General features: G+C 37.8%; 29 protein-coding genes. 4 read left to right on the top strand and 25 right to left on the bottom strand.

Annotation, left to right across the window (positions count from 1 at the left end; genetic code table 11):
* Positions 1-7 precede the first annotated feature (7 nt).
* From BN6559_RS16705 to BN6559_RS16680, 6 genes are all read right to left on the bottom strand, one after another.
* Positions 8-1,006: a FecCD family ABC transporter permease gene (locus BN6559_RS16705; RefSeq protein ID WP_456060973.1), complete on the bottom strand. Its 999-nt coding sequence runs from the start codon at positions 1,004-1,006 to the stop codon at positions 8-10.
* A 353-nt stretch (positions 1,007-1,359) separates the two neighbouring features.
* A complete protein-coding gene (locus BN6559_RS16700) occupies positions 1,360-3,279 on the bottom strand; it encodes a TonB-dependent receptor plug domain-containing protein (protein WP_110955790.1) in 1,920 nt (639 codons plus the stop codon).
* Positions 3,280-3,301: 22 nt separating this feature from the next.
* Positions 3,302-4,303, bottom strand: coding sequence for an ABC transporter substrate-binding protein (locus BN6559_RS16695; protein WP_199884090.1), 1,002 nt, complete (start codon positions 4,301-4,303; stop codon positions 3,302-3,304).
* Position 4,304: 1 nt separating this feature from the next.
* Positions 4,305-5,105: an ABC transporter ATP-binding protein gene (locus BN6559_RS16690; RefSeq protein ID WP_110955788.1), complete on the bottom strand. Its 801-nt coding sequence runs from the start codon at positions 5,103-5,105 to the stop codon at positions 4,305-4,307.
* Positions 5,106-5,115: 10 nt separating this feature from the next.
* Complete coding sequence (locus BN6559_RS16685) at positions 5,116-6,195, bottom strand: FecCD family ABC transporter permease (RefSeq protein ID WP_110955787.1); 1,080 nt, start codon at positions 6,193-6,195, stop codon at positions 5,116-5,118.
* Between the two features lie 270 nt (positions 6,196-6,465).
* Positions 6,466-7,179 carry an N-acetylmuramoyl-L-alanine amidase gene (locus BN6559_RS16680; protein ID WP_110955786.1) on the bottom strand — a complete coding sequence of 238 codons (714 nt, stop codon included), beginning with the start codon at positions 7,177-7,179 and terminating at the stop codon, positions 6,466-6,468.
* Between the two features lie 196 nt (positions 7,180-7,375).
* Here BN6559_RS16680 and BN6559_RS16675 point away from each other — a divergent pair, with 196 nt between their 5' ends.
* A complete protein-coding gene (locus BN6559_RS16675; protein WP_110955785.1) occupies positions 7,376-8,170 on the top strand; it encodes a transglycosylase domain-containing protein in 795 nt (264 codons plus the stop codon).
* Positions 8,171-8,435: 265 nt separating this feature from the next.
* On the opposite strand, the gene BN6559_RS16670 is transcribed toward BN6559_RS16675, so the two are convergent.
* A complete protein-coding gene (locus BN6559_RS16670) occupies positions 8,436-9,518 on the bottom strand; it encodes a C40 family peptidase (RefSeq protein ID WP_199884089.1) in 1,083 nt (360 codons plus the stop codon).
* Between the two features lie 479 nt (positions 9,519-9,997).
* On the opposite strand from BN6559_RS16670, the gene BN6559_RS16665 reads away from it, so the two are divergent.
* The 3 genes from BN6559_RS16665 (at position 9,998) to BN6559_RS16655 (ending at position 13,163) form a co-directional block, all read left to right on the top strand.
* Positions 9,998-11,467, top strand: a complete 1,470-nt coding sequence (locus BN6559_RS16665) for a DASS family sodium-coupled anion symporter (protein WP_234407854.1) — start codon at positions 9,998-10,000, stop codon at positions 11,465-11,467.
* 110 nt (positions 11,468-11,577) lie between these two features.
* Complete coding sequence (locus tag BN6559_RS16660) at positions 11,578-12,297, top strand: helix-turn-helix domain-containing protein (protein ID WP_110955782.1); 720 nt, start codon at positions 11,578-11,580, stop codon at positions 12,295-12,297.
* A gap of 23 nt (positions 12,298-12,320) precedes the next feature.
* Entirely contained in the window at positions 12,321-13,163 is an 843-nt protein-coding gene (locus BN6559_RS16655) for an IS3 family transposase (RefSeq protein WP_234407853.1), read from the top strand.
* A gap of 98 nt (positions 13,164-13,261) precedes the next feature.
* On the opposite strand, the gene BN6559_RS16650 is transcribed toward BN6559_RS16655, so the two are convergent.
* The 18 genes from BN6559_RS16650 to BN6559_RS16570 all read right to left on the bottom strand — a co-directional run bounded on the left by BN6559_RS16650 (position 13,262) and on the right by BN6559_RS16570 (position 26,710).
* Positions 13,262-13,828: a hypothetical protein gene (locus tag BN6559_RS16650; RefSeq protein WP_199884088.1), complete on the bottom strand. Its 567-nt coding sequence runs from the start codon at positions 13,826-13,828 to the stop codon at positions 13,262-13,264.
* Between the two features lie 240 nt (positions 13,829-14,068).
* Positions 14,069-14,575 (bottom strand): FMN-binding protein, encoded by a 507-nt coding sequence (locus tag BN6559_RS16645; RefSeq protein WP_110955779.1) that lies wholly within the window; start codon positions 14,573-14,575, stop codon positions 14,069-14,071.
* Positions 14,575-15,243, bottom strand: a complete 669-nt coding sequence (locus BN6559_RS16640; RefSeq protein WP_110955778.1) for an ABC transporter ATP-binding protein — start codon at positions 15,241-15,243, stop codon at positions 14,575-14,577. Before BN6559_RS16640 ends, BN6559_RS16645 begins: the two co-directional genes overlap by 1 nt.
* An 11-nt stretch (positions 15,244-15,254) precedes the next feature.
* Positions 15,255-16,388, bottom strand: a complete 1,134-nt coding sequence (locus BN6559_RS16635) for an ABC transporter permease (RefSeq protein WP_110955777.1) — start codon at positions 16,386-16,388, stop codon at positions 15,255-15,257.
* Positions 16,389-16,395: 7 nt separating this feature from the next.
* Entirely contained in the window at positions 16,396-17,670 is a 1,275-nt protein-coding gene (locus tag BN6559_RS16630; RefSeq protein WP_110955776.1) for an ABC transporter permease, read from the bottom strand.
* 27 nt (positions 17,671-17,697) lie between these two features.
* On the bottom strand, positions 17,698-18,960 hold the full coding sequence (locus BN6559_RS16625) for a Fe-S-containing protein (protein ID WP_110955775.1): 1,263 nt from the start codon (positions 18,958-18,960) through the stop codon (positions 17,698-17,700).
* An 81-nt stretch (positions 18,961-19,041) separates the two neighbouring features.
* Entirely contained in the window at positions 19,042-19,581 is a 540-nt protein-coding gene (locus BN6559_RS16620; protein ID WP_110956440.1) for an iron transporter, read from the bottom strand.
* Positions 19,582-19,624: 43 nt separating this feature from the next.
* Entirely contained in the window at positions 19,625-20,830 is a 1,206-nt protein-coding gene (locus tag BN6559_RS16615) for an FTR1 family iron permease (protein WP_110955774.1), read from the bottom strand.
* A 55-nt stretch (positions 20,831-20,885) separates the two neighbouring features.
* Positions 20,886-21,545, bottom strand: a complete 660-nt coding sequence (locus tag BN6559_RS16610) for an energy transducer TonB (protein ID WP_110955773.1) — start codon at positions 21,543-21,545, stop codon at positions 20,886-20,888.
* A 5-nt stretch (positions 21,546-21,550) separates the two neighbouring features.
* Positions 21,551-21,961: an ExbD/TolR family protein gene (locus tag BN6559_RS16605; protein ID WP_110955772.1), complete on the bottom strand. Its 411-nt coding sequence runs from the start codon at positions 21,959-21,961 to the stop codon at positions 21,551-21,553.
* Positions 21,951-22,538: a MotA/TolQ/ExbB proton channel family protein gene (locus tag BN6559_RS16600; RefSeq protein WP_110956439.1), complete on the bottom strand. Its 588-nt coding sequence runs from the start codon at positions 22,536-22,538 to the stop codon at positions 21,951-21,953. The genes BN6559_RS16605 and BN6559_RS16600 overlap by 11 nt, the downstream gene beginning before the upstream one ends.
* Positions 22,539-22,579: 41 nt before the next feature.
* Positions 22,580-23,566, bottom strand: coding sequence for an FAD:protein FMN transferase (locus tag BN6559_RS16595; RefSeq protein ID WP_110955771.1), 987 nt, complete (start codon positions 23,564-23,566; stop codon positions 22,580-22,582).
* A 600-nt stretch (positions 23,567-24,166) separates the two neighbouring features.
* A complete protein-coding gene (locus tag BN6559_RS16590; RefSeq protein ID WP_110955770.1) occupies positions 24,167-24,775 on the bottom strand; it encodes a hypothetical protein in 609 nt (202 codons plus the stop codon).
* Position 24,776: 1 nt separating this feature from the next.
* Positions 24,777-24,980, bottom strand: a complete 204-nt coding sequence (locus BN6559_RS16585; RefSeq protein WP_110955769.1) for a hypothetical protein — start codon at positions 24,978-24,980, stop codon at positions 24,777-24,779.
* A gap of 96 nt (positions 24,981-25,076) precedes the next feature.
* Positions 25,077-25,649: a GH25 family lysozyme gene (locus BN6559_RS16580; protein WP_234407852.1), complete on the bottom strand. Its 573-nt coding sequence runs from the start codon at positions 25,647-25,649 to the stop codon at positions 25,077-25,079.
* 21 nt (positions 25,650-25,670) lie between these two features.
* Entirely contained in the window at positions 25,671-26,129 is a 459-nt protein-coding gene (locus BN6559_RS16575; RefSeq protein ID WP_199884086.1) for a phage holin family protein, read from the bottom strand.
* A gap of 48 nt (positions 26,130-26,177) precedes the next feature.
* A complete protein-coding gene (locus BN6559_RS19370) occupies positions 26,178-26,318 on the bottom strand; it encodes a CD1375 family protein (protein WP_199884085.1) in 141 nt (46 codons plus the stop codon).
* The gene (locus BN6559_RS16570; protein ID WP_110955767.1) at positions 26,315-26,710 is read right to left on the bottom strand and encodes a hypothetical protein; all 396 of its coding nucleotides are present in this window, start codon (positions 26,708-26,710) and stop codon (positions 26,315-26,317) included. The genes BN6559_RS19370 and BN6559_RS16570 overlap by 4 nt, the downstream gene beginning before the upstream one ends.
* Positions 26,711-26,713: the final 3 nt, after the last annotated feature.

The following is a 26,713-nucleotide window of genomic DNA, read 5'->3' as shown; positions in this document are numbered from 1 at the left end:
ATCACCTCTAATTCCCACCAAAATTAAACGAACGTCTAAATAAAAGCCACATAAAAAATGGCGCACCAATTAACGCAGTAATAATACCAATCGGTAGATCTCCACTCTTTAGTAAAACTCTCGATAAAACATCCGCCCATATCAAAAAAATTGCTCCAACCAATAAAACCCCCGGCATAAGACGACGATGATCTGCACCGACGATGGAACGGACTGCATGGGGTATGACCAACCCAACAAAGCCGAAAATTCCGCAATTTGCAACAATAAGTCCAGTTAAAATTGCTGTGATTACCATATAAATTCGACGCTCTCTTATAATATTGATTCCTAAAGTAATCGCTGCTTCTTCTCCCAACAAAAGAACATTTAGCTTTCGATATCGCAAAAGGAAAAAAATAGCCGCTATGCTGACGCCAATCGCTGGAAGTCCCAAGGTATCCCATTTCGCACCTGCCAAAGACCCCATTGTCCAAAACGCAACATTCCGCATACCTTCTGCATTATTCGCTATATAAATCAAAAAATTGGCTGCCGCACCAAACAAAGCACTGATAACTGCTCCAGCCAATACCATTTTCATCGTTGACATTCGCCCGCCTATTCCTGCTAAAAACATCACTGCAATTGTTGCCAAAATTGCACCAACAAAAGCCCATATCGTTATTCCTAACCCCAGTAATAGCTTAGATCCACCTAACATGATAGAAAAAACAGCTCCAAGTGATGCACCTGAAGCAATCCCTAAAATATACGGTTCAGCTAAAGGATTTTGTACTGAAGCCTGCATAACCGTTCCACACATTGCAAGACCAGCACCGACAAATGCCGCCATTAAAATTCTCGGCAGACGCAGCTGCCAAATAATATCCGTCTGTGCCATTGAAAGCCCCTCAATCGGCATCCCGAATGTCTTATGTAAAATAATTTGAAAAACGTCTACTACCTCAATCTTCACTGATCCAAAGCAAACCGCCAGCAATATTGATGCAATGAGAGCAAGCATCAAGCCGATCCAAAACCAGTATTTTGTTCTTGATACTTCTTTTGGACTATCAATTACATTTGACTGCATCATTTATTATGTTTCCCTACTTTCCACCGTCTACATTATTTTATTTTTTCAACCTACAACACTTATATTTAATGAAAACAAGTATCATTATCAATTAATGATTATAATATACACTTTATTATTATGTCAATTCCTATTTCTGATTGATGCATCCTATTGTCTTGATAAAAAATAAAGCAATGTAAATAAATTTACTGGCTACATAAAAAAGAAGATGTTGCACTAATTTTTAGCGCAACATCTTCTTTTTTTTAATCACAACGGTTAACAAAAAACCATTTATTCTATAATTTTGCTTCTACCCCAAACATGAAGTAACGACCCGGCATTGCGTAAGCACCTTTTCCTGATGATGAACTTATGATTTCATACCCTTGATCGGTAAGGTTATACCCTTTGATATATGCTTTTAAATCATCATTGAAGTGATAATTCAGATTCAAGTCCAATGTTACATAAGATTTGTCTGTATAAGCAACTGCACTACGTCCAGTTACTTGTTGTGCAGTTACTCGACCATCCCATTTATCTTGCTTGTAAGATACCCCAAGTTGATAACCATTTGGACGGCTATTATAGATATAATCTTCATAAATCCCAGTCACTTTATCTGTTTTTTCAATTTTTGCGTAAGAATATCCGGCATTGACGCTCCATTGATCAGATAATTTACGTGTTGCATTTAGCTCAAGACCACGTCGTTTTTCACTGGTGATATTGTCATAAATAGTTTTCTGAATATCATCATGCCACGCCCATTCCAAAGCATTCTTAATTTTACTTTGATAAATACTCGCCTGAACATTGGTTTTTTCATCCAACTGCGAATTTACCCCAAGTGTAATTGTGTTGGACTTTTCTTGTTTCAACTTCGGATTGCCAATCATATATAGGGAATTTGCATAACGTTGTTTTAATGTCGGATTATTTACCGCTTGTCCCCAAGACAGATATGCATTTGTCTTATCCGAAATTGCTTTATTGAACGATATATGGGATGTCACATCGCCACCAAAATCACTATGTTTTTCATAACGCGAACCTAAATTCATCGACCAGCCGTCTTCAAATTTCCAATGATCTTCTAAATAAAGAGATTTCGTATTAGCATCCCGCTTAAAACCTACACCATCATTCTCTTCATCGATTTTTTCATCAAGATATTCAATGCCTCCTACCAAGGAATTATTCTCGTTTAATTGCCAAGTCTTTTGCGTTTGTACCCCCCAATTGGTCAAATCATGTTCATACGCTGCTCCAGCAAACGGAGAATCGTCTTTCTGGTTGTTACGATATACTCTGACGAAATCGCCGGCAGTCGCTGTATCATTATCATCCCAAGTATAGGTCAACGCCATATTTAAATTCGTCGTTTTGATTTTCATACCGGGACCATACACAGTTCCGGCCTCTGGATCTTTTAAATTAATACCAAATCCATCATTTTGATGCGAACGTTCTAACTCAAAAGATAACGTATCAGCCCCTATTGACTTATCTAAGCGTAAGCTTGCAAAATCTCTATTATAATTGCTGTCAGGAAACTCGTTTTTCTTTCCACTTGGTGTTTTATAATCAAAATTATCGCGTTTTTGTTTATCATAGGTCACGCTATAACGTAAATCTTGATCGCCGCCTTCTGTTGTCATCGCTGTCCGCCATGCGCCCCATGAGCCAGCTTCTGTCGTTACGGTGGTCGTTTGACCTTCTTTAGGTTTCTTGGTAATGATATTGATAACACCGGCAACGGCATCACTGCCATACAGTGCCGTATTTGGACCGCGTACAATCTCAATACGTTCAATATTTTTTATCGGTAAGCCATCAATATTTGTCGCATTGTCATCACCAGAAACCGTTAAATGTGACCAATTCATTTTACGGCCATTGACCAATACCACGACACGACTATCACCATTCAGCACAGGATAAGCGGCAAAACCACTCACACTTACATTGATATTATTATCACGCAAAGCATCTGATACCGTACTATAATTTCCTTTTTCTAAAGTTTCTTGATTGATAACAGTCACATCGGCAGCAACTTCGTTTGCTTTTACTTTCAAACGATTTGCCGTAACAACATATTCATCAAAAGTAAATTCCTCTGTGTCTTCTGCATATGCAACAGAATGAAGCATCCCGATTGATAATGCACTACAAATTATGCCTGCTAGTATTGTTTGTTTTCTGTTTTTCATTTTTTACCCCTCTTTACATTCTTTATAAATTATGATCAGGATACAAACCTCTGGCGATTTTTTTCATTGCATCGATGACACGCCCGTTACAGTTATTCACATCACTAAATGGAACATTAATGATCTTACCATCCCTTACGGCTTTCATCGATTGAAAATCAGGATTGGCTTGCAGTCGCGCCTTAACCTCTGCATCGCTGAGATTTTTTCCCGGTTCTACACTATAAGAAACATAGATTACATACTCTGGCTCATACCCTAATACGCGCTCAGGTCCAACAAAGGAGGTTTGGTGCTCAACTAAATTTTCTCCACCGGCCTTTTGCACAATATCATCAATCATATACTGCCTTCCATACAGAGAATAGGTACTTTCCCCATGTTCTTGCAAGACGATGACTTTTTTTCGTTCTTCTGCCATTCCAATTTTTTCTTGTAATAGGTTAACCTCGCTCTGACATTCTACAATATAAGCTTGCGCTCGCTCTTCAATATCAAATATCTTTCCGATATCTACAATAAACGGATACACCGAATTCTCAATTGTTGGTTGCGTATGTTGTAAGGTACCTGGGACAATATACGTACCAATCTGTCGTTCCTGCCAATTATGTACTTCACCCATTTCCGCTGCACTAAAGTTGTGCGCCCAGCCAATAATAAAATCTGGCTGCATCGCAAAAATTTCTTCTTGCGAAGGAATAAAAGCTGCCTGTAAAATGGATAATGCCTGATAACGATCCGCTATAGAATCCGGCGGTGCGCCATACGCTGCTACAGTCGTCATAATATGGTCGTCTAACCCCAGCGTAAGCAGTAATTCTGTCGCGCCAGGATACGTACTTAAAACTCTTTGCGGAGGTCTTTGATAGTTGTAACGAACAACTCTGCCTTCACTATCATAATTGTCTATCACAACGGGATAACCGGGAGCCGATTTTGCTATATCTACAGCATCTTCCTTCATACAACCCGTAAATAAAAATAAACCAACAACACAACATACAATATAAAAATTACGCATCTTACCCAGCATCTCCCCACTGCGTATCTGCTACTGAAAAAATAGGCTGATAAACAATTGAAGGAACCCCTGTCTTGCGATCTATATTTACATCACAGTCAATTTCATAAATATCACGTATTCTTTCTTTGGTAAGTACTTCTTGCGGTGTTCCCTCTGCAATAAGACAGCCATTTTTCAGTACAAAAAGTTTTGTACAATACATCGCTGCCAAATTTAAATCATGCAATGCTGCAAGTGTACCAATTCCTAGTGATTTTACAATCGATAAAAGCTGTAATTGATATTTTATATCCAAATGATTCGTCGGCTCGTCCAATACTAAAAATTTCGGTTGCTGCACCAAGGCACGTGCTAAAATAATTCTTTGTTTCTCACCGCCAGAAAGCGTAACAAATTGACGATTCACCGCATCTTGCATACCAACATGCGTCAGCGCCTGCAATGCCAGTTTATAATCTGCCTGTGTGTCAACACTAAATGTTTTCTTATGCGGAGTACGCCCCATCAGTACCATTTCCAATACAGTAAAATCAAAATTAACCGTATTAAACTGTCCTACAACACCCAATTGTTTTGCAGAGGTGTGTAACGGAATATCTTGCATATTTTCTCCACCAAATAAAATTGTCCCATGGCTCGGCTTCAATACACGATACACTGCTTTTAATAAAGTAGATTTTCCACTGCCATTCGGACCAATCATCCCAACAAACTCACCTTTATGAACCGCTAAGGAAACATTTTTAACAATTTTTATTTTTTCAATTGTTACATCGACATCCTGTAACGTTAAATTCATATGCTCACCTCTAATTCCCCCCAAAATTAAATGACCTTCTAAATAAAAGCCACATAAAAAACGGCGCACCAATCAATGCTGTAATAATACCTATCGGCAAATCTCCGCTTCTCAATAAAACGCGTGATAAAACATCTGCCCAAATTAAAAAAATTGCACCAACCAGCAAGACACCCGGCATCAATCTACGATGATCTGCCCCAACGATACAGCGAACTGCATGCGGTATAACTAAACCAACAAATCCAAAAATCCCACAGTTGGCAACGATAATTCCTGTCAATATTGCTGTGATTACCATATTGATGCGACGTTCTTTTATAACTTGAATGCCTAAAGTGACAGCCGCTTCTTCGCCCAATAAAAGGGCGTTCAGTTTTCGATACCGCAAAAGAAAAAAAACAGCGGCTCCGCTCACGCCTAGCAATGGAAGTAACAAGGTATCCCATTTTGCACCTGCCAAAGACCCCATTGTCCAAAACGCGACATTCCGCATACCTTCTGCATTATTTGCTATATAAACCAAAAAATTAGCTGCTGCACCAAATAATGCGCTGATAACAGCTCCAGCCAGCACCATTCTCATCGTTGACATCTGTCCGCCTAATCCAGCTAAAAACAGCACTGCAACCGTAGCTAAAATCGCTCCAACAAATGCCCATATTGTGATTCCTAACCCCAGTAATAGCTTAGATCCCCCTAACATAATAGAAAAAACAGCCCCAAGTGATGCGCCTGAAGCAATTCCCAAAATGTACGGCTCAGCTAAAGGATTCTGTACGGAAGCCTGCATGACGGTTCCACACATTGCAAGACCAGCACCAACAACTGCTGCCATCAAAATACGCGGTAAACGCAGTTGCCAAATAATATCTGCATGCGCCATTGAAATGCTTCCTAACGGCATGCCAAATATTTTATGTAACATAATTTGAAAAATAGCTGTTAATTCAATTTTTACCGATCCAAAGCATACTGCCAACATGATAGAGACAACGAGCATTACGCTCAGTCCTATGCAGATTATCCCAAACCAGCATTTTTTTCTTGATACTTCCTCCGGAATATTTATCACATCTGATTGCACCATGTATCACATTTCCCTACTTCCTTGTACTACGTTGTATTATTTATATTGACTGACGACAGTCATATTTATATTTGAAAATTACTATCATTATCAATTACCGATTATAATATAACAGCTGGCATAATGTCAATCACTATTTTTATACATAAACAGTTACATCGTTATCACAAAATACTAAAAAAGACCAATTTACATTAAAAAACTCGCTTCGCTCAGACAAGCGAATTTTTTAATGTAAATTGGTCTTTTTCAGAGATCATTTTTTTATTCTTACGGTTTAAATTCTTTGAAATAATAGGCCAATCCCTTTGCAATCTGCCCCACCATCTTTTGCTGATATTCTGCGTCTACCAATAATTTTGCTTCGTTTTTATTACTTAAGTACCCAATTTCAAGAAGTACTCCAGGTTTCTGTGTTGCATTTAAAATTAAAATTTTCAGATCCTGCTTTGCCTGTCGTTTATTATTTGGCGGAAACTTCTTTAACAGCTCTTGCATAATCTCTGCAAGAAATTTATTTTCTGGGTGTTTCGGATTATAAAACACTTGGGAACCATACCATTGCGATTCTTTTACGGCATTACAATGTACACTGACAAAAATTTCTGCTGGTGATTCATCAATCATATCAATACGTTTCAACAAATCATTCCGCTTTCCCCCCGGGCCTTTGGTATAATAATCATAGTCTCCATCCCTAGTATATAAAACATTTGCACCATATTCAGTCAAGATATCCCCTAATTTTTTACTAACTGCAAGATTGACTTCTTTTTCAGCTAAATGATTGTACCTTGCACCTGCATCAATACCACCGTGTCCGGGATCAATCATGATGGTGTGCCCTTTTAGCAGCGTTAGGTCAACACTTTCTATATCTGCATGAACCAAATACCTGAAAGTCAGCATATTAATAACAACGATAGATAAACTAAAAACGATGACTCGCTTTATCAGTAATTTAGAAAAAAAATATGTACGCATACGTCATCCCCTTACTTACGCAAAGATTCAATCTATCCTATGCATGAATCAGATGAACTATGTAGTTTTACTTTGCTTTTTCTTGGGCAAACTATATAATAAAACAAACAACTATTTTTGAGATTTAGTGCCTTGATCAGCTTAATGTCAAAGTCGTTTTCATCTGATCATATTACTAAATTTACGGAGGATGCCAATGAAATTATCACGTTTTTTCTTGTTGACACTACTTTTATTTTTTATCTCTTTCTGGTGGGCCGGTGGTGATACACTTTCTGATAATACAACTGCTAAAATAAAAGAAACTTTCACCGATCATATTTCTCTTGAAGAAAAAAATACTACCTCTACAGATGAGCCTTCTGCATTTGACAGAGTATATCGCATTTTTGCCTTGAAATCTGCTGTAACTCAGAAACTGCATACTAAAAATTATGCTAAATTATCCAGTATCAGTCCACAGCTGCAACAAGCAATCATTGCCGTTGAAGATACTCGTTTTTATGAACATAGTGGATTCGATATTTCTGGCATTTTAAGAGCAAGTCTCGTCAACTTACAATATGGTCATATTGAAGAAGGTGCCAGCACCATAACACAACAACTCGTCAAAAATTTATTCTTATCACAAGAACGATCTATGACAAGAAAAATGGAAGAAGTCCTCTTGTCTATAGATATGGAAGCAAACTATTCCAAAGAAGAAATCTTAGAACTTTATTTAAATACCATTTATTTTGGCTCCGGCTATTATGGCATTCATGATGCAGCCGCAGGATATTTTGGCAAAATGCCAAGTGAACTTACACTTGCCGAAGCTTCTATGCTGGCCGGTCTGCCAAATGCACCGTCGGTATATTCACCTTATGTAGATTTTAAAGCAGCAAAATCTAGACAAGCAATTGTTTTGGGAACCATGGTTAAAAATGGTTATATCAATCCATCTACTGCCGAAGAAACGAAAAGAACTTCCATTTGGCTCGTAAAATAAATAGGAATGTTACACTAAACTTTCATGTATAAAAAGCTTAGTGTAAACCTGCACGCAAAAATGCCCTTTTGTGATCGACACAAACGGACCAAAAAGTCTAGGCCTACCCCCTCCAAAAAACTTGAAAAATGACCGACTTACTAAAATTCGCAAACTCACTTCGTTCAGCCAAGCGAATTTCTTAACGTAAGTCGGTCATTTTTCATCCTTCGGAACGTATTTTTCCGAAAAAGGCCAGAGACGTAAATGATAAGGACGCCGCATTTTAATGAAATGAGACAGCAGTGGTTAAATCATCAATAAATGCAACACCTGTATAACGCTTTAAAGTCAAGTCACTCACAACTACACGCATGATTGGTATTTTCTTTAAAGAACCATTTTTAAAGTGCAATGTATGGCTTCCTAAAGAATGAATTACATAAGGAATGGATTCCACCGTTCCTAGATATATCATCACATGCCCTTTCATATGGAGGGTATCACCTGGCGCTAATTTTTTTATAAGATCATATCTCTCTTTTCTCCCCGCCCCTTGCATATTGTAATGAATACCTGCCGTTTGTTCTTGCGCACCAGAATTTCGCGGTAATCGTATCCCCACGGTCCGATATATATTCTGCACCATGCTCGAGCAGTCTACACTATCCTTTAATCCGCCCCAGCCATAAAGCTCTCCTAGAAACTTAAAACTTTGTACTAGTAAATTATCCCGTGTATACATTAAGTAACCTTTATGAATTGCAGACGAAGGCTCGATACAAATTACGACTTCCTTTAGATAGCCATCTTCCTTGCGTGTAGGAATATTGCCATAAACTTTATCGTTCATCGTACTTTGGATTTTTATTCTACTCCCCATTTGATAAAGTAATGTTTCTCCATTCACACGTAAGTTAAATCTTTTATCGGTGACAACGAGAAAATATTTGAGATTTACATAGCGAAGCCAAGTGTTTCGTTCATAGATTTTTGCAATATCTTTTCCGGCAATCCACCCTTGAGAATGATAGGTTTGCACATAATAAAAGCTCTTATCTTTACTTTGATGTAATATAACAACAGGCTCTGACGGATCAATTGCAGTTTCTTGCAAAGCGTCAAAATCAACATCTTCAGCCGAAGAAAATAAAGCATCGTCCGTTGGTAATGCGCGTAAATTGCACCGTCTTACACTAATACCATATTTTATGTTCCCTATCTCATCTAATTTTAAAAAATTGCATTGGTCATATAGATCATCTTTATATGCATCCTCAATTTTTTTCCCATCTTTATAAAGTACTTCTTCTAGAATTTTAGCATTCATCATCAATGCACTGCGAATCTCACGCATTGAATAAGACATCGGATATTGATCTAGGGCACATACAGCCGGCATTTTTTTCATAATAGATTGATTGAAAGCATGAATTTCTTCACGATCTAATATAGGTTCACTCCCATAAAGAATTTGTTTTCTCCAAAAAAGTGCATTTAATACTACAGGATCATTTACTATCCCAACCTAAATTCACCTCTTTGCTAAATATTTTTATAAATGGTAGTTTTATTTATTATATGAACAAAAATCCGAAGTAGAAGTTTTTCCCTAAATACATGCTTTTATATTACAAAATTATACTTCTAAAAAGAATTAGAAATAAATATGATTAACAACATAAAAAATTAATGCAGCTTATGTTTAAGCCATGTATAAATTGCATAAATATAATAAAAATAATCATTTTTAGGGTAGACATATTGAAATTATGCTATATAATATATAGCATATATTTAAACTAATATATATGCATAACCGATCAACATAAAATGAAAGTAGGTGTTATGATGAACTCCAGTTCTCTTATGAAAAAATATGGTTTATTTATCGGCCTTGTTGTATTATTTGCTATTATGCTCATCCCAACACCAGCAGGGCTGACAACCGCAGGTCATCGTATGTTAGCTATTTTGGTCTTTTCTGTTATTATTTGGATGACGGAATGTATTTCATATCCGGTCAGTGCTTCCGTAATCATGGCACTCATGGCACTCTTACTTGGCACAGCTCCAAGTGTTGCTGATCCGCTTACGAAATTAGGAACCGGAAAAGGATTGGGTATGGCTTTAGCAGGGTTTAGCAATACTTCATTAGCCTTAGTCGGTGCTGCCTTATTCTTAGCAGCAGCGATGATGAAGACAGGGCTAGACAAACGAATTGCCCTCGTTGTCCTATCGAAAATAGGTGCAAAGACCAATCGCGTATTAGCGGGTGTTATCTTCGTTGGTTTTATACTTAGTTTCTTTGTTCCAAGCACCACCGCTCGTGTTTCCTGTATGGTCCCAATTGTGCTTGGCATTATTACAACTTTTGGCGTAAGTAAAAAAAGTAAATTTGCAGGTGTCATGATGATTGCCGTAGCGCAGGCAGACAGCATTTGGAATGTCGGAATTAAAACGGCCGCAGCACAGAATATGATCGCCTTGAATTTTATTGAAAAACAACTTGGGCATTATGTCAGTTGGATGGATTGGTTTATCATTGCTGCTCCTTTTTCTGTACTAATGTCCGTCGCTTTATATTTTGTTTTATTGAAATTAATGCCTCCAGAAATGGATGAAGTGGCTGGCGGACAAGAAACGATTGCAAAAGATCTAAGAGATTTAGGTAAAATGAAACCTGATGAAAAAAAGCTTATGATCATGTCCTTAATCCTATTAGGATTTTGGTCTACTGAAAAAATTCTCCATGACTTTGACACGTCAACTACAACCATTGTTGCAATCACAATCATGTTACTGCCTAAAATCGGTATCATGAACTGGAAAGAAGCACAAGAACGTATTGGCTGGGGCACACTATTATTATTTGGTGTCGGCATCAGTTTAGGTTCAGCTATTTTATCTACAAAAGCCGCTTCCTGGATCGCCTCTTGCATGGTGACATATTTCGGCTTTGCAGATATGACTACCTTTAGCATATTAGCCGTGCTGGCAGCTTTCCTCATTATTATCCATTTGGGATTTGCCAGTGCTACAGCATTGTCGGCTGCAATGATTCCAATTATAATTTCAATTTTACAAAATTTAAATAATCCACTCATTAATGTTGTAGGGATGACTATGATATTACAATATGTCATCTGTTTTGGTTTTATTTTACCGGTCAATGCACCACAAAATATGGTTGCCTTCGGAACAGAGACTTTCGAGGCAAAAGATTTTATCAAAACAGGGATTCCACTCACAATTATTGCTTATCTGCTGATTTTACTCTTAGCCGCGACCTACTGGAAATGGATCGGTATTGTATAATAAAAGATAGATCATCGTTTGTCTATAAACTAAAAGGTGTCGCATAAAATGGTATGCTACCTCTAGATAGGACAGTGAAAAAAACATTGTCTTATCTGGAGGTATTTTTTATGTCAAAGAAAAGTAAAGTTTCTCTAAAATTGAAACTGCAAGCCTGTAAAGATGTCATTGAAGGAAAATGCAGTTATAGAGAAGTGGCCAGGACTTTAAAAATAAGCCCGATGACAATTCAACGATGGGTATGTAATTATCGTAGTGAAGGAATAAAAGGTCTCATTGCACGAACTCACTTTAAAGCCTATTCACCAGAGGTAAAACTATCTGCTGTACAGGACTATCTAAGCGGCTCTATTCCCGTAATAGAAATTTGCGAAAAATATCAAATTCGCAAGAATGATCAATTACTCAATTGGGTAAAGAAGTATAATAGTCATGAGAAGTTTCAGCTTCGAACAGGAGGAAGCAGTATCATGACAAAATCAAGAAAGACTACACAAGAACAACGACTAGAAATTGTTCAGTATTGTACAGCTCACGATAACAATTATGGACAAACAGCACTTGCTTACAAAGTATCCTATCAACAGGTTTTCATATGGATGAAAAAATATCGCCAGATGGGCAAATCCGGACTAGAAGATCGCCGTGGGCATCGAACAGGTACACTGCCCAGCCGTACCCCGGAAGAAGAACTCAGAGACTGTGTTGCCCAACTGGAACGTAAAAACCATTGGTTGCAGATGGAGATTGATGCATTAAAAAAACTGGACGAACTGGAAAGAAGGGATGCCTTGGTTTTACACGCAAGGAAAGAGAATACGAAGCAATAAAACAACTTTCACAGACAGATCCGGTGCATTATTCGGTTTTAGAGCTTTGTCCAGTTTTCCATGTAACCCGTTCAGCGTATTACCATTGGCTCAAAGGAGCTAAAAGCCCAAGTGAGCGGGAAAATGAGCGACTGGCTAAGATGGTCATCGAAATTCACGAAAAACATCCAGACGAGGGATACCGCAGAATTCGTGATGATTTGAACCGTTGGCACCATGAGCATGTGAATGATAAACGTATTCTGCGCATTGATCGTAAACTACATATCCAGTCAAATATTAAACACCGGCAAAACTGTTGTACACGCCGGGCATCTGATCCAGCTTACACAGCAGAAAACATTCTAAACCGGCAATTCTATGCTGATGCACCAAACGAAAAGTGGCTGACTGATGTGACGGAATTTAAATATTGTATAGGTCCGATTATCCATAAGCTCTACCTGAGTGCTATATTGGATTTATATGATCGCCGGATTGTGTCATATGTACTAAGTGACCACAACAATAACAAGTTGGTCTTTAACACTTTTGATGAAGCTGTAAAAAACAATCCACAGGCACATCCATTATTTCACAGTGACCGTGGATTTCAGTATACCAGCCGCAGTTTTCATAGCAGACTGATAGAACATGAGATGACACAAAGTATGTCTCGAGTTGGTCATTGCATAGATAATGGACCGATGGAAGGATTTTGGGGCGTATTGAAGCGTGAAATGTATTATGGTCATAAATTTGCAAGGAAACAAGACCTGATGCATGCAATTAGCAGCTATATTCACTATTACAATTTTGAACGTTTGCAGCGTCGATTAAATGTGATGACTCCCTACGAATATTATGAACATTATAGCGCTGCATAAAAAATAGCCCATCCTTACGATGAGCTACAAAAAATTCTTATATTTTTTGACTGTCCTCTTGACGGGGTGCACACCAAAATGCGACACCTTTATTTTATCTATTTCTTGTCTTTAATTGATTTATTAATTGCTTTATTAAATTCTCTATAAAAACTTTTCGTCAATTGTTTATAGGTCATCAAATTATCAGGATCTGTAGAAGATGCTACAATTTGATAAGTAAATACAGGTTGTTTCGTTTGTGTAGAATATACATCATAGAAAATCATGACACGTGAATTATGTACAATCGTTGCTACTAAATAAAGATCCGTGTACTTTATAAACTCATTTTCAAAAACAGTTTGCGCTTGTTTTTCATCTTCAGTCTTTAATTTTGCAAGATCAATCGAAGTATCACGCAAAATATTTCTTTCAACATCTTCTGTATTCAATGCAAACATATGTAATGATTTTGCTGCTTGTTCATATAACATATTCATGATTTCTTCCGAAGTAGCATTGCCTTCAGCAAAATTGTAATTTGGCTCAACAATTAAAAGTTTATGTGCTTTAGAAAAATCATATTCTGTATCAGACCAGGATTTTGCCGCTGCTGATACAAACTGTACATTTAATAAAATTAAACATACAATCAAAAATAATTGTGAAATTTTTTTCATCATTGGACGCTCCTCTTTTAGCTAAATTATTTAATTATATTAAATTCTCTATTTTACTTATAAATCCTTTTTTATACAAGATATTTTACTTCCGCTCATTTTCTTAAAATATATTGATATGTTATAACGACAAAAATCATCATAATATTGCGCGGGAAATGATCCAAAACACCCCCCTTTAAAGAATTTTAATTTAAAGGGGGGTGTTTATTTTAAATTATGATCTGCTGTTTTTATCAACTTCTACTTTTTTGCTTCCATCAAAGCAGTTTTAGCCGCTTCGATAAATTGTTGATAAGACACTGTAGCACCAGAAATTGCATCGATTTTTGCTAATTCTTGTACCTGTAATAACTGCTCTGCATAAGCGGTGTTTGCCGTTACTGCAAGCTGTGCTTTTTTATAATAAGCCGGATTTTCAACCTGCCCATTGGTTTTCCCATAATCGCTAGCCTTCATTTTACCTTCTGGATCAAGACCAATATAATTTACAGAAACAATCTTATGATTTTGAATGGAAATTGCAATCCTTCCCTTGCCCATAAAATTGTCCGATGTACTTTCGGCATTGTACGTTCCGTCCTTAACATCTGACAAATCGCAACAAGGTGCAGATGACCCCATCGGTTTTTCTGCACTGTCTTTTACAGAAGAGCTATTACTTTGCTGGGCAGCACAGCCAGCTAAAAGCTGGGCTGACAAAGTACCTGCCAATACAAATGCACTATACTTCTTCTTCATCTGCAGCATCAGGCAATCCCCTCTTTTCTCTTGGCAATGCGACCATGTTCCATGATAATAGACCGCTGTGCTTCGGCACCAACTTCCGGCGCATGTGTAACTGTCAAGATCGTATGGCCTTCATGATGCAATTCATGAAAAATCTGCATAACCAATTTCTCATTCGCTTCATCCAAATTTCCCGTAGGTTCATCAGCCAAAATTAAAACAGGATAATTAATAAGTGCACGTGCAATACAGACACGCTGCTGCTCTCCTCCTGAAAGCTGGCTTGGCAGATGTTCCGCCCGATCTTCTAACCCAACTCGTGCCAATGCTGTCAAAGCCTCTTTTTTATCCGGCATACTATGATAATACTGCGCAACCATAATATTTTCGACAGCTGTAAGATACGGAATGAGATGAAATTGTTGAAAAACCATACCAATTTTATCTCGACGAAGCATCGTAAGCTGCTCCGCTGTAACATCCGTTAAATCAATCCCATCTAAGATGACAGATCCAGAAGTCGCTTTATCCATACAACCAATAATATTCATTAAGGTTGTTTTCCCTGAACCAGAAGGGCCCATAACGGCTAACCATTCTCCCTTTTCTACGGTTAAATCAACATCCCTCAACGCGAAAACTTTTCCTCCATAGGCCATAGAAACATTTTTTAATTCTAATAAACTCATGTCAATCCTCCTCATTCACCACGCAAAACAGCTGCTGGCTCAACATTTGTAGCAATACGCACTGGTAAAAGACTTGCCAAACCAGTCACAACAATAGATAAAATAACAGATAAAAGAGCGATAGACGGTGCAAAAGCAAGATTTCTGCCAAAAACGTGTATGCTTACACTCTGTGCAAACCAAAATCCAAGAGCGCTGCCTAGCACTCCGCCTAACAATCCAATGATACACCCTTCACCCAAAAATTCTAAAATAATATGCTGGTTTTCTGCACCCAATGCTTTTTTTAAACCAATTTCCTTACGTCGTTCCGTAACAACTGCCATCATTGTCGTAGCCACACAAATCAACGTAAGTAATAAAATTACCAAAGTAACCAAAAGGATTAACACTTGCAGTTTACCTAAAACCATATCTTCTGAACGTGCAATTTGTTGCACTAACTGTGCTTCAATCTCTGCATCATTTTGCTGAATTTCCGCACGAACTGCTTCAAGCGCAGCTTTATCGGCAACAACACTGACCTGTGCAAGACTAACTTCTTGTGGTTTATTCAATAAGGTTTGCAGCAGTGCCAAATCCATAAATGCAAACTGTTCCTCTTTACCACCTGTCCGCACAATACCTGAAACAACAAATTTCATTTCAGGTGAATCTGAACCAATATTCACCAGCACACTTTGACCTGGCTGGACTCCCATACGTTTCGCAGTTTCACTCCCCAGCAAAATCTCTTTTTTACCAACCGATGGCCACTCGCCATTTATTTGCCAATACGGACTTACCTTTTGCAACATAGAAAACTCTGTCCCACCAGCAAAAACAGGCTGTTCATTGATCTTTATCCGCTCATATAAAAAAGGCGCAATTCCCACAATTTCGTGACCATTCAGCTGCGTACGCATCTTTTGTATATTTTCTTCCTTCAACGTTGTATGATTCTTCCCTGGTAAAAGAAGTAGATTGGCTCCATAGGCTCGAAACTCACGACCCATTTGTTGCGGAACCTCGTTATAAACTGTAATCATTCCAGAAATAATGGTCGCCCCCACTGCTACTGCAAGCAACGCAATCAACATACGTGTCCTTCGTCTGAGCAATGCATTGATGACCATAATAAAATACATTTTATATTTTTTTATCATTTTTTTATCACCTGCCATGAAGGACAATTGCTGGACGCAATGATAACAGCATCCGAATCGCCGGTAAACTTCCGATTAATAGCACAAGTATCATCAATGCTGCAATGATAGGAATCACGGCTAGATGAATTGCAATACTTGCACCAAAGACTGTATGCCCGATAATCTGCGCAAATCCAAGCCCTAAAAAGTATCCCAGTATTCCACCAACAGATCCGGCAAGAAAAATTTCTGTCAATACTAATATGACGACCGCTAAATTTGTCGCGCCTAAAGCTTTTAATAAACCAAGCTCACGGCTTCTTTCCATGATATTTGCACTTACAAGATTTGACACCCCAAGCGCTGCACTTAAAAGGCTCAGCCCAGTAATCAATAACATCAGCATTTGTGTCTTATCTAAAATTTTCCCCTCCGATTCAGCAATCTGCCGAACTGGATAAGCAGCCGAATTGTGAATAACTTCTTCAATCTGGAATGCAATGGAACTTACATAGGCAGTACAATACCAAATTTCATACTCTTTCATCGATAGATTTTTAGGGTTCTCAGCCGCCCTGCGTGCAAGTTCATTTTCTGGCGTAGTAATTGCACTAACCTCAATTTGCTCAACTTTGCCGGACTGCCCAGTAAGTGTTTGAACCAAAGCCAACGGTGCGAAAATTTCACTTTCTTCACTACCGCCTCCACTCACGATTCCAGAGACACGAAAACTTTCCATTTGGTCATTTTCCGCTTTATAAAAAACTTCATCCCCTACATGTATACCAAGATCATTCGCTAATTTTTTCCCAACCATAACTAGATCACGCTGCTGATCATCCGGCCATTCGCCTTCGATCTGCCACCATGATTTTAGATATTTTTCACCCGTTGAAAAATACTCCCCAGTCGGCAATAACATTTCATGATCAAACCAAGTTCCGTTGATCTTCACTTTCCGTCCATCTTGCAGCTCTAAAGAAGTACTAAGCTGTGGTGCAAATGCAACAATATTATTCGTCCAAAAAATAGTCTTAATTTTTCCAAGATCGCTTTCCTCTAGATATTCTTTATGCAGCGTGTCCACACCATAAACATCCTTCAATACGGAAGAATTCTTTGGTGTTACTGTGATATTTGCACCATACGCTTTTAGCTCCTGATTTACTTTATCACCAACATCGAACATAACATTCAGCATCGCTGTAGCCAGTGATACCCCAAGTGCAACAGTAAGCGCAACTAACAAAAGCCGCCGCCCCTGTCTTACTACAGCTCCCTTCACCATCTGCCAAAACAAATCTTTTCACTCCTCTCTTCCCGTTTTCTATTTAAAACGTTTTCTCTCTTGTTCAAGATTCGTCTGTGCGATACTCACTTGCCCATTCTCTACTTTATATTCAAGCGGAACCGGATTACATCCACCACGCATACCAATCGTGGCCTTATTCATCATAACTTCACATAATTTACAAATGACCTGCCCATCTTTTTCGTAATACCCGGTAGGTCCGCAGATTTCACATGCATCCAAGCCTACGCCATAAGAAGAGCCGCCTTTTTGAATAATAATAAAGCGCACCATTTCTCCACCTGCCGCTTTATAAACATAACGATGTAAATGTCCATCCCGTACCTGTTCTAATGGGATATTTACTTTTCCATCAACAGAATTTACAGGAATTGCAGGAACCAGTTCCTCCCCTTTGTTCGCGTAATAACTTACTACGCTCGAAAGAGACACCATACAAACTAAACAAATCACAACTGCTGTGCCCCAACGTAACTTGTGCCGTGCATGAATAAGAATCTTTCGATATTGTGCAGGATTTGCCCCTTCTGGACGCTCTGGTTTTTTTTGCAGAAATAAAGTAATCGGTACCAGCAAGGTAACAAAAAACACAATAAAAATAAACCAGGATTGATGATCGATCAACGGTGCCATAATTCTCATCAATGCACCGCCAGGCAAAAAGTGTCTTGCCATTAAAATTTGTATAATAAAAATGCTCTGCTGCAAAAATATCGCCAAAATTTGTACAGTAAATACAAAGAGTAACCGACGATAATAAAGCGCTGCAGCTGCCTTATGCACCAAATATCCACTAAGAATTGCAAAACCTAAACCTGTAATTACCCCCAATGATTTCACCAGTACTGTCAGCGTAAAATAATCACCTACTGCAGTAATTACAATGTTAACCGGTAGCAGCCAGATCTCCATACCATGATATAAACAAAGTGCTAGAACCGTGGCAAAAATAGCACTCGTAAGCTTTTTCTCCACGATTTCATTCTTCTCTTGATTCTTACGAAAAAAAAGTGCTAATAAACTCAATTCGCCAAGTATCGCAATCACACTCGCAATACCTTCAAATACTTCACGACTTACTGCGTTACGCGTACCAACCTTTGCTGCAATGATAAAAACCGAGCCCCAAAAACCCCAAAAGATAGCGCGCCAAAAAACTTTTTTATAAGAGTCTAACTTCACCCGTAAAAGAATTGCCAGTAAAATTCCCAATGGAACAACCAATGCAACCCCTTGTTCCATTACCGGAATAAATTGTTGTAAAAAAGTCTGTATCATAGGCTATTCCTCTCAATATAAAAATTCCTGCCCGGTAAAGATAACCTCAATCGGACAGGAACCTTTAAATTTAATTTTTACTTACCATTGTCTAGGAACATAATTAAATGTCCAATTCATAACAACTGGTTTTTTCCAGAAACGTCCTTCTACACCGGTTTCTTTGTCCACATGCAATCCATAATGCATACGTTCTGGACTTTCAAATGTAAATTCACAATTATAAGTGCCTGCACCTAACATTTTAAGATTTGCGCCATAATGCGGACCATCATCTGCACTCATTGGCATAAATGTACCTTCAACGGATTCTCCCGTTTCTTGTTTTGTAAGTTTATAATGTACAGTAAGGTAAGGAATCCATTCACCTACACCAAAGCCTGTGTCATTTCCTTCCGTCGCATGAATATCTGTTTCTAAATGAATATCTGCTTTATCTGGATCAAGCATCATACCTGCTGGCTCCATTGCAATTGGTTGGAAATACACAAGAGCAACTTTAAAATGTTCGTTTACCGCTTCTTGTTCATCTCCGATTGGATACTCTTGGAAACCAGCTGCTGAAGCACCTCCATTAAAAGAAAAGAAAGTAACAACTGCGGCACAAACACCAAATAACATTTTCAACTTATTCATCAAATAACAACTCCTTTTTATTTTCTAATTACACAGAGCCTTGTATTTTCTCACTCTGTTTTCTTCTATAGCAAACAATACTTACAGCAGCAGCACCCAATAAAATCACCTGTGCAATTAAAGTCTCATAAGTTGGATAAATTCCTAAAATATCAATGCTCGGCACTGGTATTCCTTCCACAAGTGTCATACTGATAATTCCTCCTTCCTGTAATTCTGCAATGCCACTGCCAGTAAAGCTTACAGCCAATATATACATGAAAATACTCGTACCCATAAAAAACGGACGCAATGGAATTCGCAGCGTGCCATAACGAACAAGTGCAAAAATGATCGCCAACGCAACACATGCCACTGCAAATCCAAACCAAATCATTTCAACGTCGCCGGCCGCACTATTAAATAATGCTTGATAAAACAAAACAACTTCTGCACCTTCACGGTAAACCGCTAAAAAAGCTGCAAAGCCAAGTGCCTTTGCTCTGCCACTGCTGATTGTTTCCTTAACCATACCTTGAATATAAGCATCCCAAGCTTTTGCATTCGCTTTTCCGCCCATCCAAAAACTGACTGATAAAAGTACAGCCGCAGCAATCAATACTGTAACACCCTCTAAAATTTCCTGATTCGCACCAGCACCAAATTTGTTGGTTATCATATTGAAAACATATGCCGTAATAAAACTTGCAACAATTGCTGCAATTGAAGCATTATAGACAGAATCAAGATATTTTTTATTACCGGATTTATATAAATAAGCAATAATTGCTGCTAGCACCAAAATTGCTTCGATGCCTTCCCGCAGTAGAATCAAAAATGCTGTCCAAAAAGAGGCCCAGCCTCCTTGGTTTGCATGCTTGCCTTGCATTGCTTGTACATCACGATCAATCATTCCAAGTAGAGTATCCGCCGAAGCACGTACTTCGCTCGAAGGGGCTCCGGTACGCATAAGTTTTTTCACCGTGTAAAATTCATATTCTGTAAGGTTTGCATTTTTAGTTGCTACCGTCCTACGAATGGCGGTCTCTAAACCATCTTTTTCATAAATTCCATAATAAATATCATTGATTGCTTTTTTTGCCCCTTCTTGATCTCCTGTTTCATAAAGGTCTAAAGCAATCTCCATCTCTTGGTGAATATGCGTTGCAACCTGATCCCATTTAGGTGCAGCCTCCCCTAATGAAAGATTAGAAAAAAATAAAATTATAGCAAAAAACATTAAAAACTTTTTCATTTCATCACACCCTTTTGATATTGAGCATCATTATCATTCATATGTCAAAAAAAATTTACTTTCTATGCGGAACATTAAAAGGAATCGAAATCATCCTAAAACATTCCATCGGCTTTCCTTCTGCATCCAGTGCAGGTTTAAACGTCCAGCGGCGTACCGCCGACATCGCAATCTGATCCACACTATATTTGCCCGAAGTAACCATTACTTTCGTATCAATAATTTTACCTTCTTTACTAATTGTAGCCCGTATATTTACCCTGCCACGAAATTTCACGAGATCATCCGCTGGATAAAATTTTTCGAGTACAATAGGCGGTTTCCCCATTTGTTGTCCACCATTTCCCGTTGCTTTTCGAATCACGATAGCCGGCTGATTTACCTTCATTTCTTCAATCATTTCTTCTAATTTAGCAGTCGGTATATCATCTTCCTCTGCAATAATCGGACTTATTTCCTCTTCTAAAATTTCCTCTGGCTTTTGCTCTTGCACAGGTTCCTCTTCCTGCTTTTCTTCAAGATTCGCGGCAATAGGGCTATGTAACAAAGAATTATCTTCCTCTGCAACATCTTCCCATTCCAAAACTTGTACAGACGCATCGGCAACCGGCGGTTCATGAAAGTAGCGGAAGAAAAAACTCCCCGTCAGCCAAACAACCAAATGAAAGAAAAAGGCTGCAAAAAAAGCCATACGCCAGTGTGTAGGATACTGCAAACGAACTACCTCCCCTTTCGTTCAGTCGCAATAGATACGTGACGTGCACCGGACTGTTTCAGTACATCCAACACCTCTGCAATGTCTTCATAGGATGTTTTCCGATCACCGCGCAAAACAAAAACCGTCTCCGTATCCGCAGTCAGAGACTCCTGAATACGACCAGCCAAATTATTGGTTGGTACTTGCTCTTTATCATAAAGAACAATTCCCTCTTCAGTAACAGTAATTGAAATCAAATTCGGTTTGGTTTCACGCTCCGCTGCAGCCGCTGTCGGTAAATTTACAGGTAAAACATTTAGGTTCACCATATATACCGTACTGACCATAAAAAACACAAGTAAAAAAAGCATGATATCAATCATTGGAATAATCATGACTTTCGGCTGCGTTGCTATTCTAAAGTCACGCCGCATTGCCTTTTTCCCCTTTTCTTATCTTCAACCCAGCTAATACATTCGTTACAGTACGATCTAAATCACTCAATAGTTCATCTAACCTCTGTGAAAAATAGGTATGCACGCAAAGAGCAAAAATCGCTACGCATAACCCTGTTGCAGTTGCAATAAGTGCTTCTCCAATGCCGCCAGTGATCGCTAACGGTTGACCTGCCTGTAAATTAAAAATACTAAAAGAATCAATCATTCCAAAAATTGTTCCCAAAAGCCCAAGAAGCGGTGCTAAAGTTACAATCATGGATAAATAATTCAGTCTAGCACGTAACTGCATAGCTGCTACTGTATAAGCATCATCAAGTGCAAGAGCGACATCACGATTCTCACAAGCAGCTTTTATGCCTGCATTTGCTAAAAAACCTGCTGCATTTTTTTCCTGTTCACAAAGCTCCTTTGCTTTTTCTTTTGAATTTTGACCCAAAAGACTAGGAAGTGATTCTAAAAAAGATCGAATGCCTTTACCCGCCTGCCGATAGAAAAGGAAACGATCTATTGCAATTGCCGCAATGCTCAATGAGCACAGCAACAAAAGATACATGACTGGCCCACCCTTTTGAAAAAACTCGATACTACTCAAAACTAAAACCCCTTCCTCTTTAAAACAAAAGTTTGCCGCTGCATATCCTGCGGCAATATCGTAATATAATTTCTCAATCCTTCAGTGATAAACACATCCATAGAACGTGTTACAAAAACACCTTCAAGTTCAGGAAGTCTTGCAAGAAGCTGCTGACTTTTTTTAAGTCCACTGACTAAAAATGCTGTTCCATTTACAGGAAGTAATTCTTTTGATCTTCGATAGATCAATGTTACACTCATCAGATCATCCATTTCTTTGTCAAAATGCGATGAAAAAATATGACTGCAAAAAAAATCTTCTCGCTGTAAAAATCGGCAATAATCACCTGATGTCTCTATCGTATCCCACATTTGCATTGCAACACTTGCTAGTAATGTGTTCTTCTGTCTTGGATGCTGAATTCCCATCCGCCAAGGCTGTTGGTCTGGCTTATTCCCAACGATGCAGATATCACCACCTGCATCTATAATGCCAGCCCTTAAGCCTCTCATTTCAGCTTCTTGTGCAGCAAGATGAACTGCAAATTCTTTGGCAATTCCGCCTAAATCAAGTTTCATTCCTTTATGCGGTAGAAACACGGAATCCTCCTGTATATCTATAAGCCGATAATTCACGAGACTTTTGGCTTGCTTGTTCTCTTCTTCCAAAGGAATTCTCTCATGGTTTGCACCAATTGACCAAAGATCTGTTACAGCACCGATCGTTGCATCGAAAGCTCCATCTGTAAAACTTGAAATACTTTGCGCAGTTTTTAAAATTTGAGAAAGTTCTTTCGAAACTTTCACTCTTTCCTGCCCTGCCAGCAAATTTATTTTTGAAACTTCACTTGTACTTTCAAATCGGCTGCATAACCTTTCTATTCTATGTAAAACTTCCCATGCTGTTTTAAAAGAAGTTTTTCCACTTTCATCATAACTTGTCATTCGAAGAAATGTATTCATACCAATCTTTGATTCTGTATAACATGTTTCTTTTTTTTGCTCCATTTACACTTCCACCCAGCGTTTAGATAATGAATATCAATATCATTAGTACAGGTATAATATACCACTAATTTCAGCTTTGTCAATAGAAATATGAAATATTTCTATTAAAAAAAATAAGACGTTCAATAAAAATTGACCGTCTTATTTTGCAAAACAAAAACCCTTGGAAACAAAAAGTTTCCAAGGGTCCAAATTCCATTTGATTTGTAAAAATTAACGTTTTGTTAATTGTATATGTTGATTTTATAAGGCTTCACTAGTTGTTTTGTCTATTACGTGTCAACTACTTATTTGATTTTTTTAAGTTTATCTGATCGCAACATAATAAATCATCTTATATATTAAGGAAGTAATTTAATTTTAGACTAAATAAAAAGAGGAACTAAATACATTATTTTGTACCTAGTCCCCTCTTTTATTATATTTTCTCATATCTTCTAACAAGGCTTTTACTTTCTCATATTCGCTATCGGTCATTAATATATTTCTACGTTTTGCATTGTCGGGTGCTTTCTTTTTTATTACTATATTTGTCTTATAATGTCAATAAAATAAAAAATCCGGCATCGATACATTTTACTGTACCAATGCCGGATTTTTTTAATAAGTATATCTTAATTTTACAGTCGTTTTTTTATCATCAAACTCATGATCTACAGCAACACCTAAATATTTCCCATCGTTGCTGATTTTTTTCGATACCGAATAGCCAATTTCTTTTGCACTCCAATCATCAATATTTTTAGGTGCATAATCAATTTGACGTAGTAATTTTTTATAAGCATGCACATTGTATTGATTTAACGTTACTTCTTGATCGTCACTATACTTTGACAAATCAACCTTTTCATCCGTTTTTGCCGGATTGGTAATAATCGCGAAATCTGCATTCGATTTTTGACGTTCTTTCTCAACAGTCACAGGCACTTCTTTCACTACAGTTTTTACAATCGTATCCGGCTGCTTATTCTTTAATGAAGCAATTTGTTTTTTAGCATCTTCTAATTGATATTGCAACATATCAACTTTTGCATTATTTGCAGCTTCTTTTATGCCATCAACGCTTTCTAATTGCTGCTGACTTTCATATATGACTTTTTTAGTATCTACGTTTTTATTTTTGTAGATCGTAAAAACGCCTATGATCATAAGTGTTGTAATTACAAAAGCAATAATATATTTATTGTTTATTTTTTTGAATATATTCATTTTAAACTTCCATCTCTTCCGGGTATGCATATTTATTGCCGTCATGATAATCAATATGCAGAATCCGCCCATCCAATTTTACAAAACCTTTTAAGGAATTTTTTAAACTTTCGTTCGGGCAATTGCTTTCCTTGAAAATAGCTCGAATTTTATTTCTTTCATCATTTGTGAGCGGTGATCCGCCTTTGACAACTTCAATAATCATGTTGTTTCCTCCTAGTGTACATTTTTAGCAAAAAGCGGGGTTCATGAACGTGATCCATTCCGCTTTTTGCTGTTTTTGTCTTTATTCAATGGACTATCAATAAATAATATTTCCGTCAAACGCTTTCCCTGCGATAACCAAACTATCTGTGTACTGCCACATGTAGCCTTTTATGTCGTCTGAATTACTCCATTGGGCATTCCATACCGCACAACCAAGACTCCGCCAGTCGATATAATCTGAAAGCCACGAATAGCTTGCATATACTCCGCAATCAAGTCCGATATTCTCAATAAACGCACGACATATTTCAGTAACATTTGTCATACTTTTATCAAAATTACGACGATCTTTATATCCGTCTGCATCTTCCATATCGAAAAACACTGGAAGTTCTAGTAATGCGCCGGATCGGTCTATAATTTCGCGGCAATTCTTTGCTTCTTGTATGGCATCCTCTACGCTTAAAGCATAGCTATAGTGATATGCGCCAACCTTCAAACCTGCCGCATGAGCACCAGCGACGTTTTGTATAAACATGCTGTCCTCTGAATTTAATCCGTATGAGCTTCTTATGATTGCAAATTCAATACCTGCATCCGCTACCGCTTTCCAGTCTACTTCTCCATTATTTTCGCTTACGTCAATTCCTCTCATTTTAAAACTCATTATTTATCGCTCCTTCTATTTCTATAATTTTCTTTCAGTTCTTATTTGTACAAATTTATCTCTAATAAACGCGGGAAACACATTTCCCCATCCACCACGATCCGCATTTTCGACAATTGAAATAATCTCCATTACCCCATACCCGCAGATCGCAAAGTATCTAAGCGTAGTCATATTCATCATCAAGTCAATACCATAACAAAAGGCAACTACCGCGAAGATAGTTGCCTTTTTGAATATTCCGCGAAAGCTTTTGTAGCTTGATACTTGATCTGTTTTGTATGCAGCGTATAAACCTGTTGCATAGTCTAAAGCGACAAAAAAGAGCAGCATTTTAATTTGTATATCAAAGCCGCCTATCATTTTTGCTGCAAGCATTCCAAGAACCCCCGACAGTGCAATAATTTTAATTTCTGCTGCTGTATATAGTTCAATTAAAAATTTATACATTTCTAATAAACTTTGCGTAAATGTGTTCAAACCTTTCATCCTTTCTACTTTTAGACATAAAAATAAGGCTTAATTAGCCTATTTTGCAAGGTATTCCGCTACTGCAATTTGATATGCTTCTGGCACAACTTCAAGCGTAGAATTTTTTTCTGCTTCTAACGCCATGCGACCACCGCGCACCAAAATTGCATATGCGATTATTTTGTATTTGTATATCACGTTTGACTGCTCCCTTCTAATTTTTCAACTTTATTTGATAGCTCTAAAACTGCTTCGGCTAAATCAAGCATTGCAGGATCAATTGTTTCATTGTCTTGCTGTACTGGTTCTTCGGAAATTTCTTCTTTAGGCTGCCTGTCAATTTGTTTTTGCAAAATTGTATCAATATCATTGATAATTTGATCAAATACTGCACTTTGAAAACTTTCCTGAAGCTCATGATTTATGACGTGTACTTTTAAAGTCTGATTGTAAATAACATGATCAAATTTACTTTTCTCTAAACTATTTCTGTAATCGATGCAAAAATTCTCAAAAGTATCTTGGTAAACCTTATTGCCATTACAAATAATTACTTCATTATTTTGTAACTGAAATAAATTCTGTTGCATTTT

It is taken from the genome of Massilibacillus massiliensis (assembly GCF_900086705.1).
Lineage (GTDB): Bacteria > Bacillota > Negativicutes > FLKF01 > FLKF01 > Massilibacillus > Massilibacillus massiliensis.
Note: the sequence above shows the minus strand (reverse complement) of the source record. Positions and strands in the feature narration are given on the sequence as shown.

What these genes read in the sequence shown, in the direction of transcription:
- BN6559_RS16705 (WP_456060973.1), bottom strand. Translation starts at nt 1,006, where the DNA reads ATGCTTGCTCTCATTGCATCAATATTGCTGGCGGTTTGCTTTGGATCA.
- BN6559_RS16700 (WP_110955790.1), bottom strand. Translation starts at nt 3,279, where the DNA reads ATGAAAAACAGAAAACAAACAATACTAGCAGGCATAATTTGTAGTGCA.
- BN6559_RS16695 (WP_199884090.1), bottom strand. Translation starts at nt 4,303, where the DNA reads ATGCGTAATTTTTATATTGTATGTTGTGTTGTTGGTTTATTTTTATTT.
- BN6559_RS16690 (WP_110955788.1), bottom strand. Translation starts at nt 5,105, where the DNA reads ATGAATTTAACGTTACAGGATGTCGATGTAACAATTGAAAAAATAAAA.
- BN6559_RS16685 (WP_110955787.1), bottom strand. Translation starts at nt 6,195, where the DNA reads ATGGTGCAATCAGATGTGATAAATATTCCGGAGGAAGTATCAAGAAAA.
- BN6559_RS16680 (WP_110955786.1), bottom strand. Translation starts at nt 7,179, where the DNA reads ATGCGTACATATTTTTTTTCTAAATTACTGATAAAGCGAGTCATCGTT.
- BN6559_RS16675 (WP_110955785.1), top strand. Translation starts at nt 7,376, where the DNA reads ATGAAATTATCACGTTTTTTCTTGTTGACACTACTTTTATTTTTTATC.
- BN6559_RS16670 (WP_199884089.1), bottom strand. Translation starts at nt 9,518, where the DNA reads ATGTCTTATTCAATGCGTGAGATTCGCAGTGCATTGATGATGAATGCT.
- BN6559_RS16665 (WP_234407854.1), top strand. Translation starts at nt 9,998, where the DNA reads ATGATGAACTCCAGTTCTCTTATGAAAAAATATGGTTTATTTATCGGC.
- BN6559_RS16660 (WP_110955782.1), top strand. Translation starts at nt 11,578, where the DNA reads ATGTCAAAGAAAAGTAAAGTTTCTCTAAAATTGAAACTGCAAGCCTGT.
- BN6559_RS16650 (WP_199884088.1), bottom strand. Translation starts at nt 13,828, where the DNA reads ATGATGAAAAAAATTTCACAATTATTTTTGATTGTATGTTTAATTTTA.
- BN6559_RS16645 (WP_110955779.1), bottom strand. Translation starts at nt 14,575, where the DNA reads ATGCTGCAGATGAAGAAGAAGTATAGTGCATTTGTATTGGCAGGTACT.
- BN6559_RS16640 (WP_110955778.1), bottom strand. Translation starts at nt 15,243, where the DNA reads ATGAGTTTATTAGAATTAAAAAATGTTTCTATGGCCTATGGAGGAAAA.
- BN6559_RS16635 (WP_110955777.1), bottom strand. Translation starts at nt 16,388, where the DNA reads ATGATAAAAAAATATAAAATGTATTTTATTATGGTCATCAATGCATTG.
- BN6559_RS16625 (WP_110955775.1), bottom strand. Translation starts at nt 18,960, where the DNA reads ATGATACAGACTTTTTTACAACAATTTATTCCGGTAATGGAACAAGGG.
- BN6559_RS16620 (WP_110956440.1), bottom strand. Translation starts at nt 19,581, where the DNA reads ATGTTATTTGGTGTTTGTGCCGCAGTTGTTACTTTCTTTTCTTTTAAT.
- BN6559_RS16615 (WP_110955774.1), bottom strand. Translation starts at nt 20,830, where the DNA reads ATGAAAAAGTTTTTAATGTTTTTTGCTATAATTTTATTTTTTTCTAAT.
- BN6559_RS16605 (WP_110955772.1), bottom strand. Translation starts at nt 21,961, where the DNA reads ATGCGGCGTGACTTTAGAATAGCAACGCAGCCGAAAGTCATGATTATT.
- BN6559_RS16600 (WP_110956439.1), bottom strand. Translation starts at nt 22,538, where the DNA reads ATGTATCTTTTGTTGCTGTGCTCATTGAGCATTGCGGCAATTGCAATA.
- BN6559_RS16595 (WP_110955771.1), bottom strand. Translation starts at nt 23,566, where the DNA reads ATGGAGCAAAAAAAAGAAACATGTTATACAGAATCAAAGATTGGTATG.
- BN6559_RS16590 (WP_110955770.1), bottom strand. Translation starts at nt 24,775, where the DNA reads ATGAATATATTCAAAAAAATAAACAATAAATATATTATTGCTTTTGTA.
- BN6559_RS16585 (WP_110955769.1), bottom strand. Translation starts at nt 24,980, where the DNA reads ATGATTATTGAAGTTGTCAAAGGCGGATCACCGCTCACAAATGATGAA.
- BN6559_RS16580 (WP_234407852.1), bottom strand. Translation starts at nt 25,649, where the DNA reads ATGAGTTTTAAAATGAGAGGAATTGACGTAAGCGAAAATAATGGAGAA.
- BN6559_RS16570 (WP_110955767.1), bottom strand. Translation starts at nt 26,710, where the DNA reads ATGCAACAGAATTTATTTCAGTTACAAAATAATGAAGTAATTATTTGT.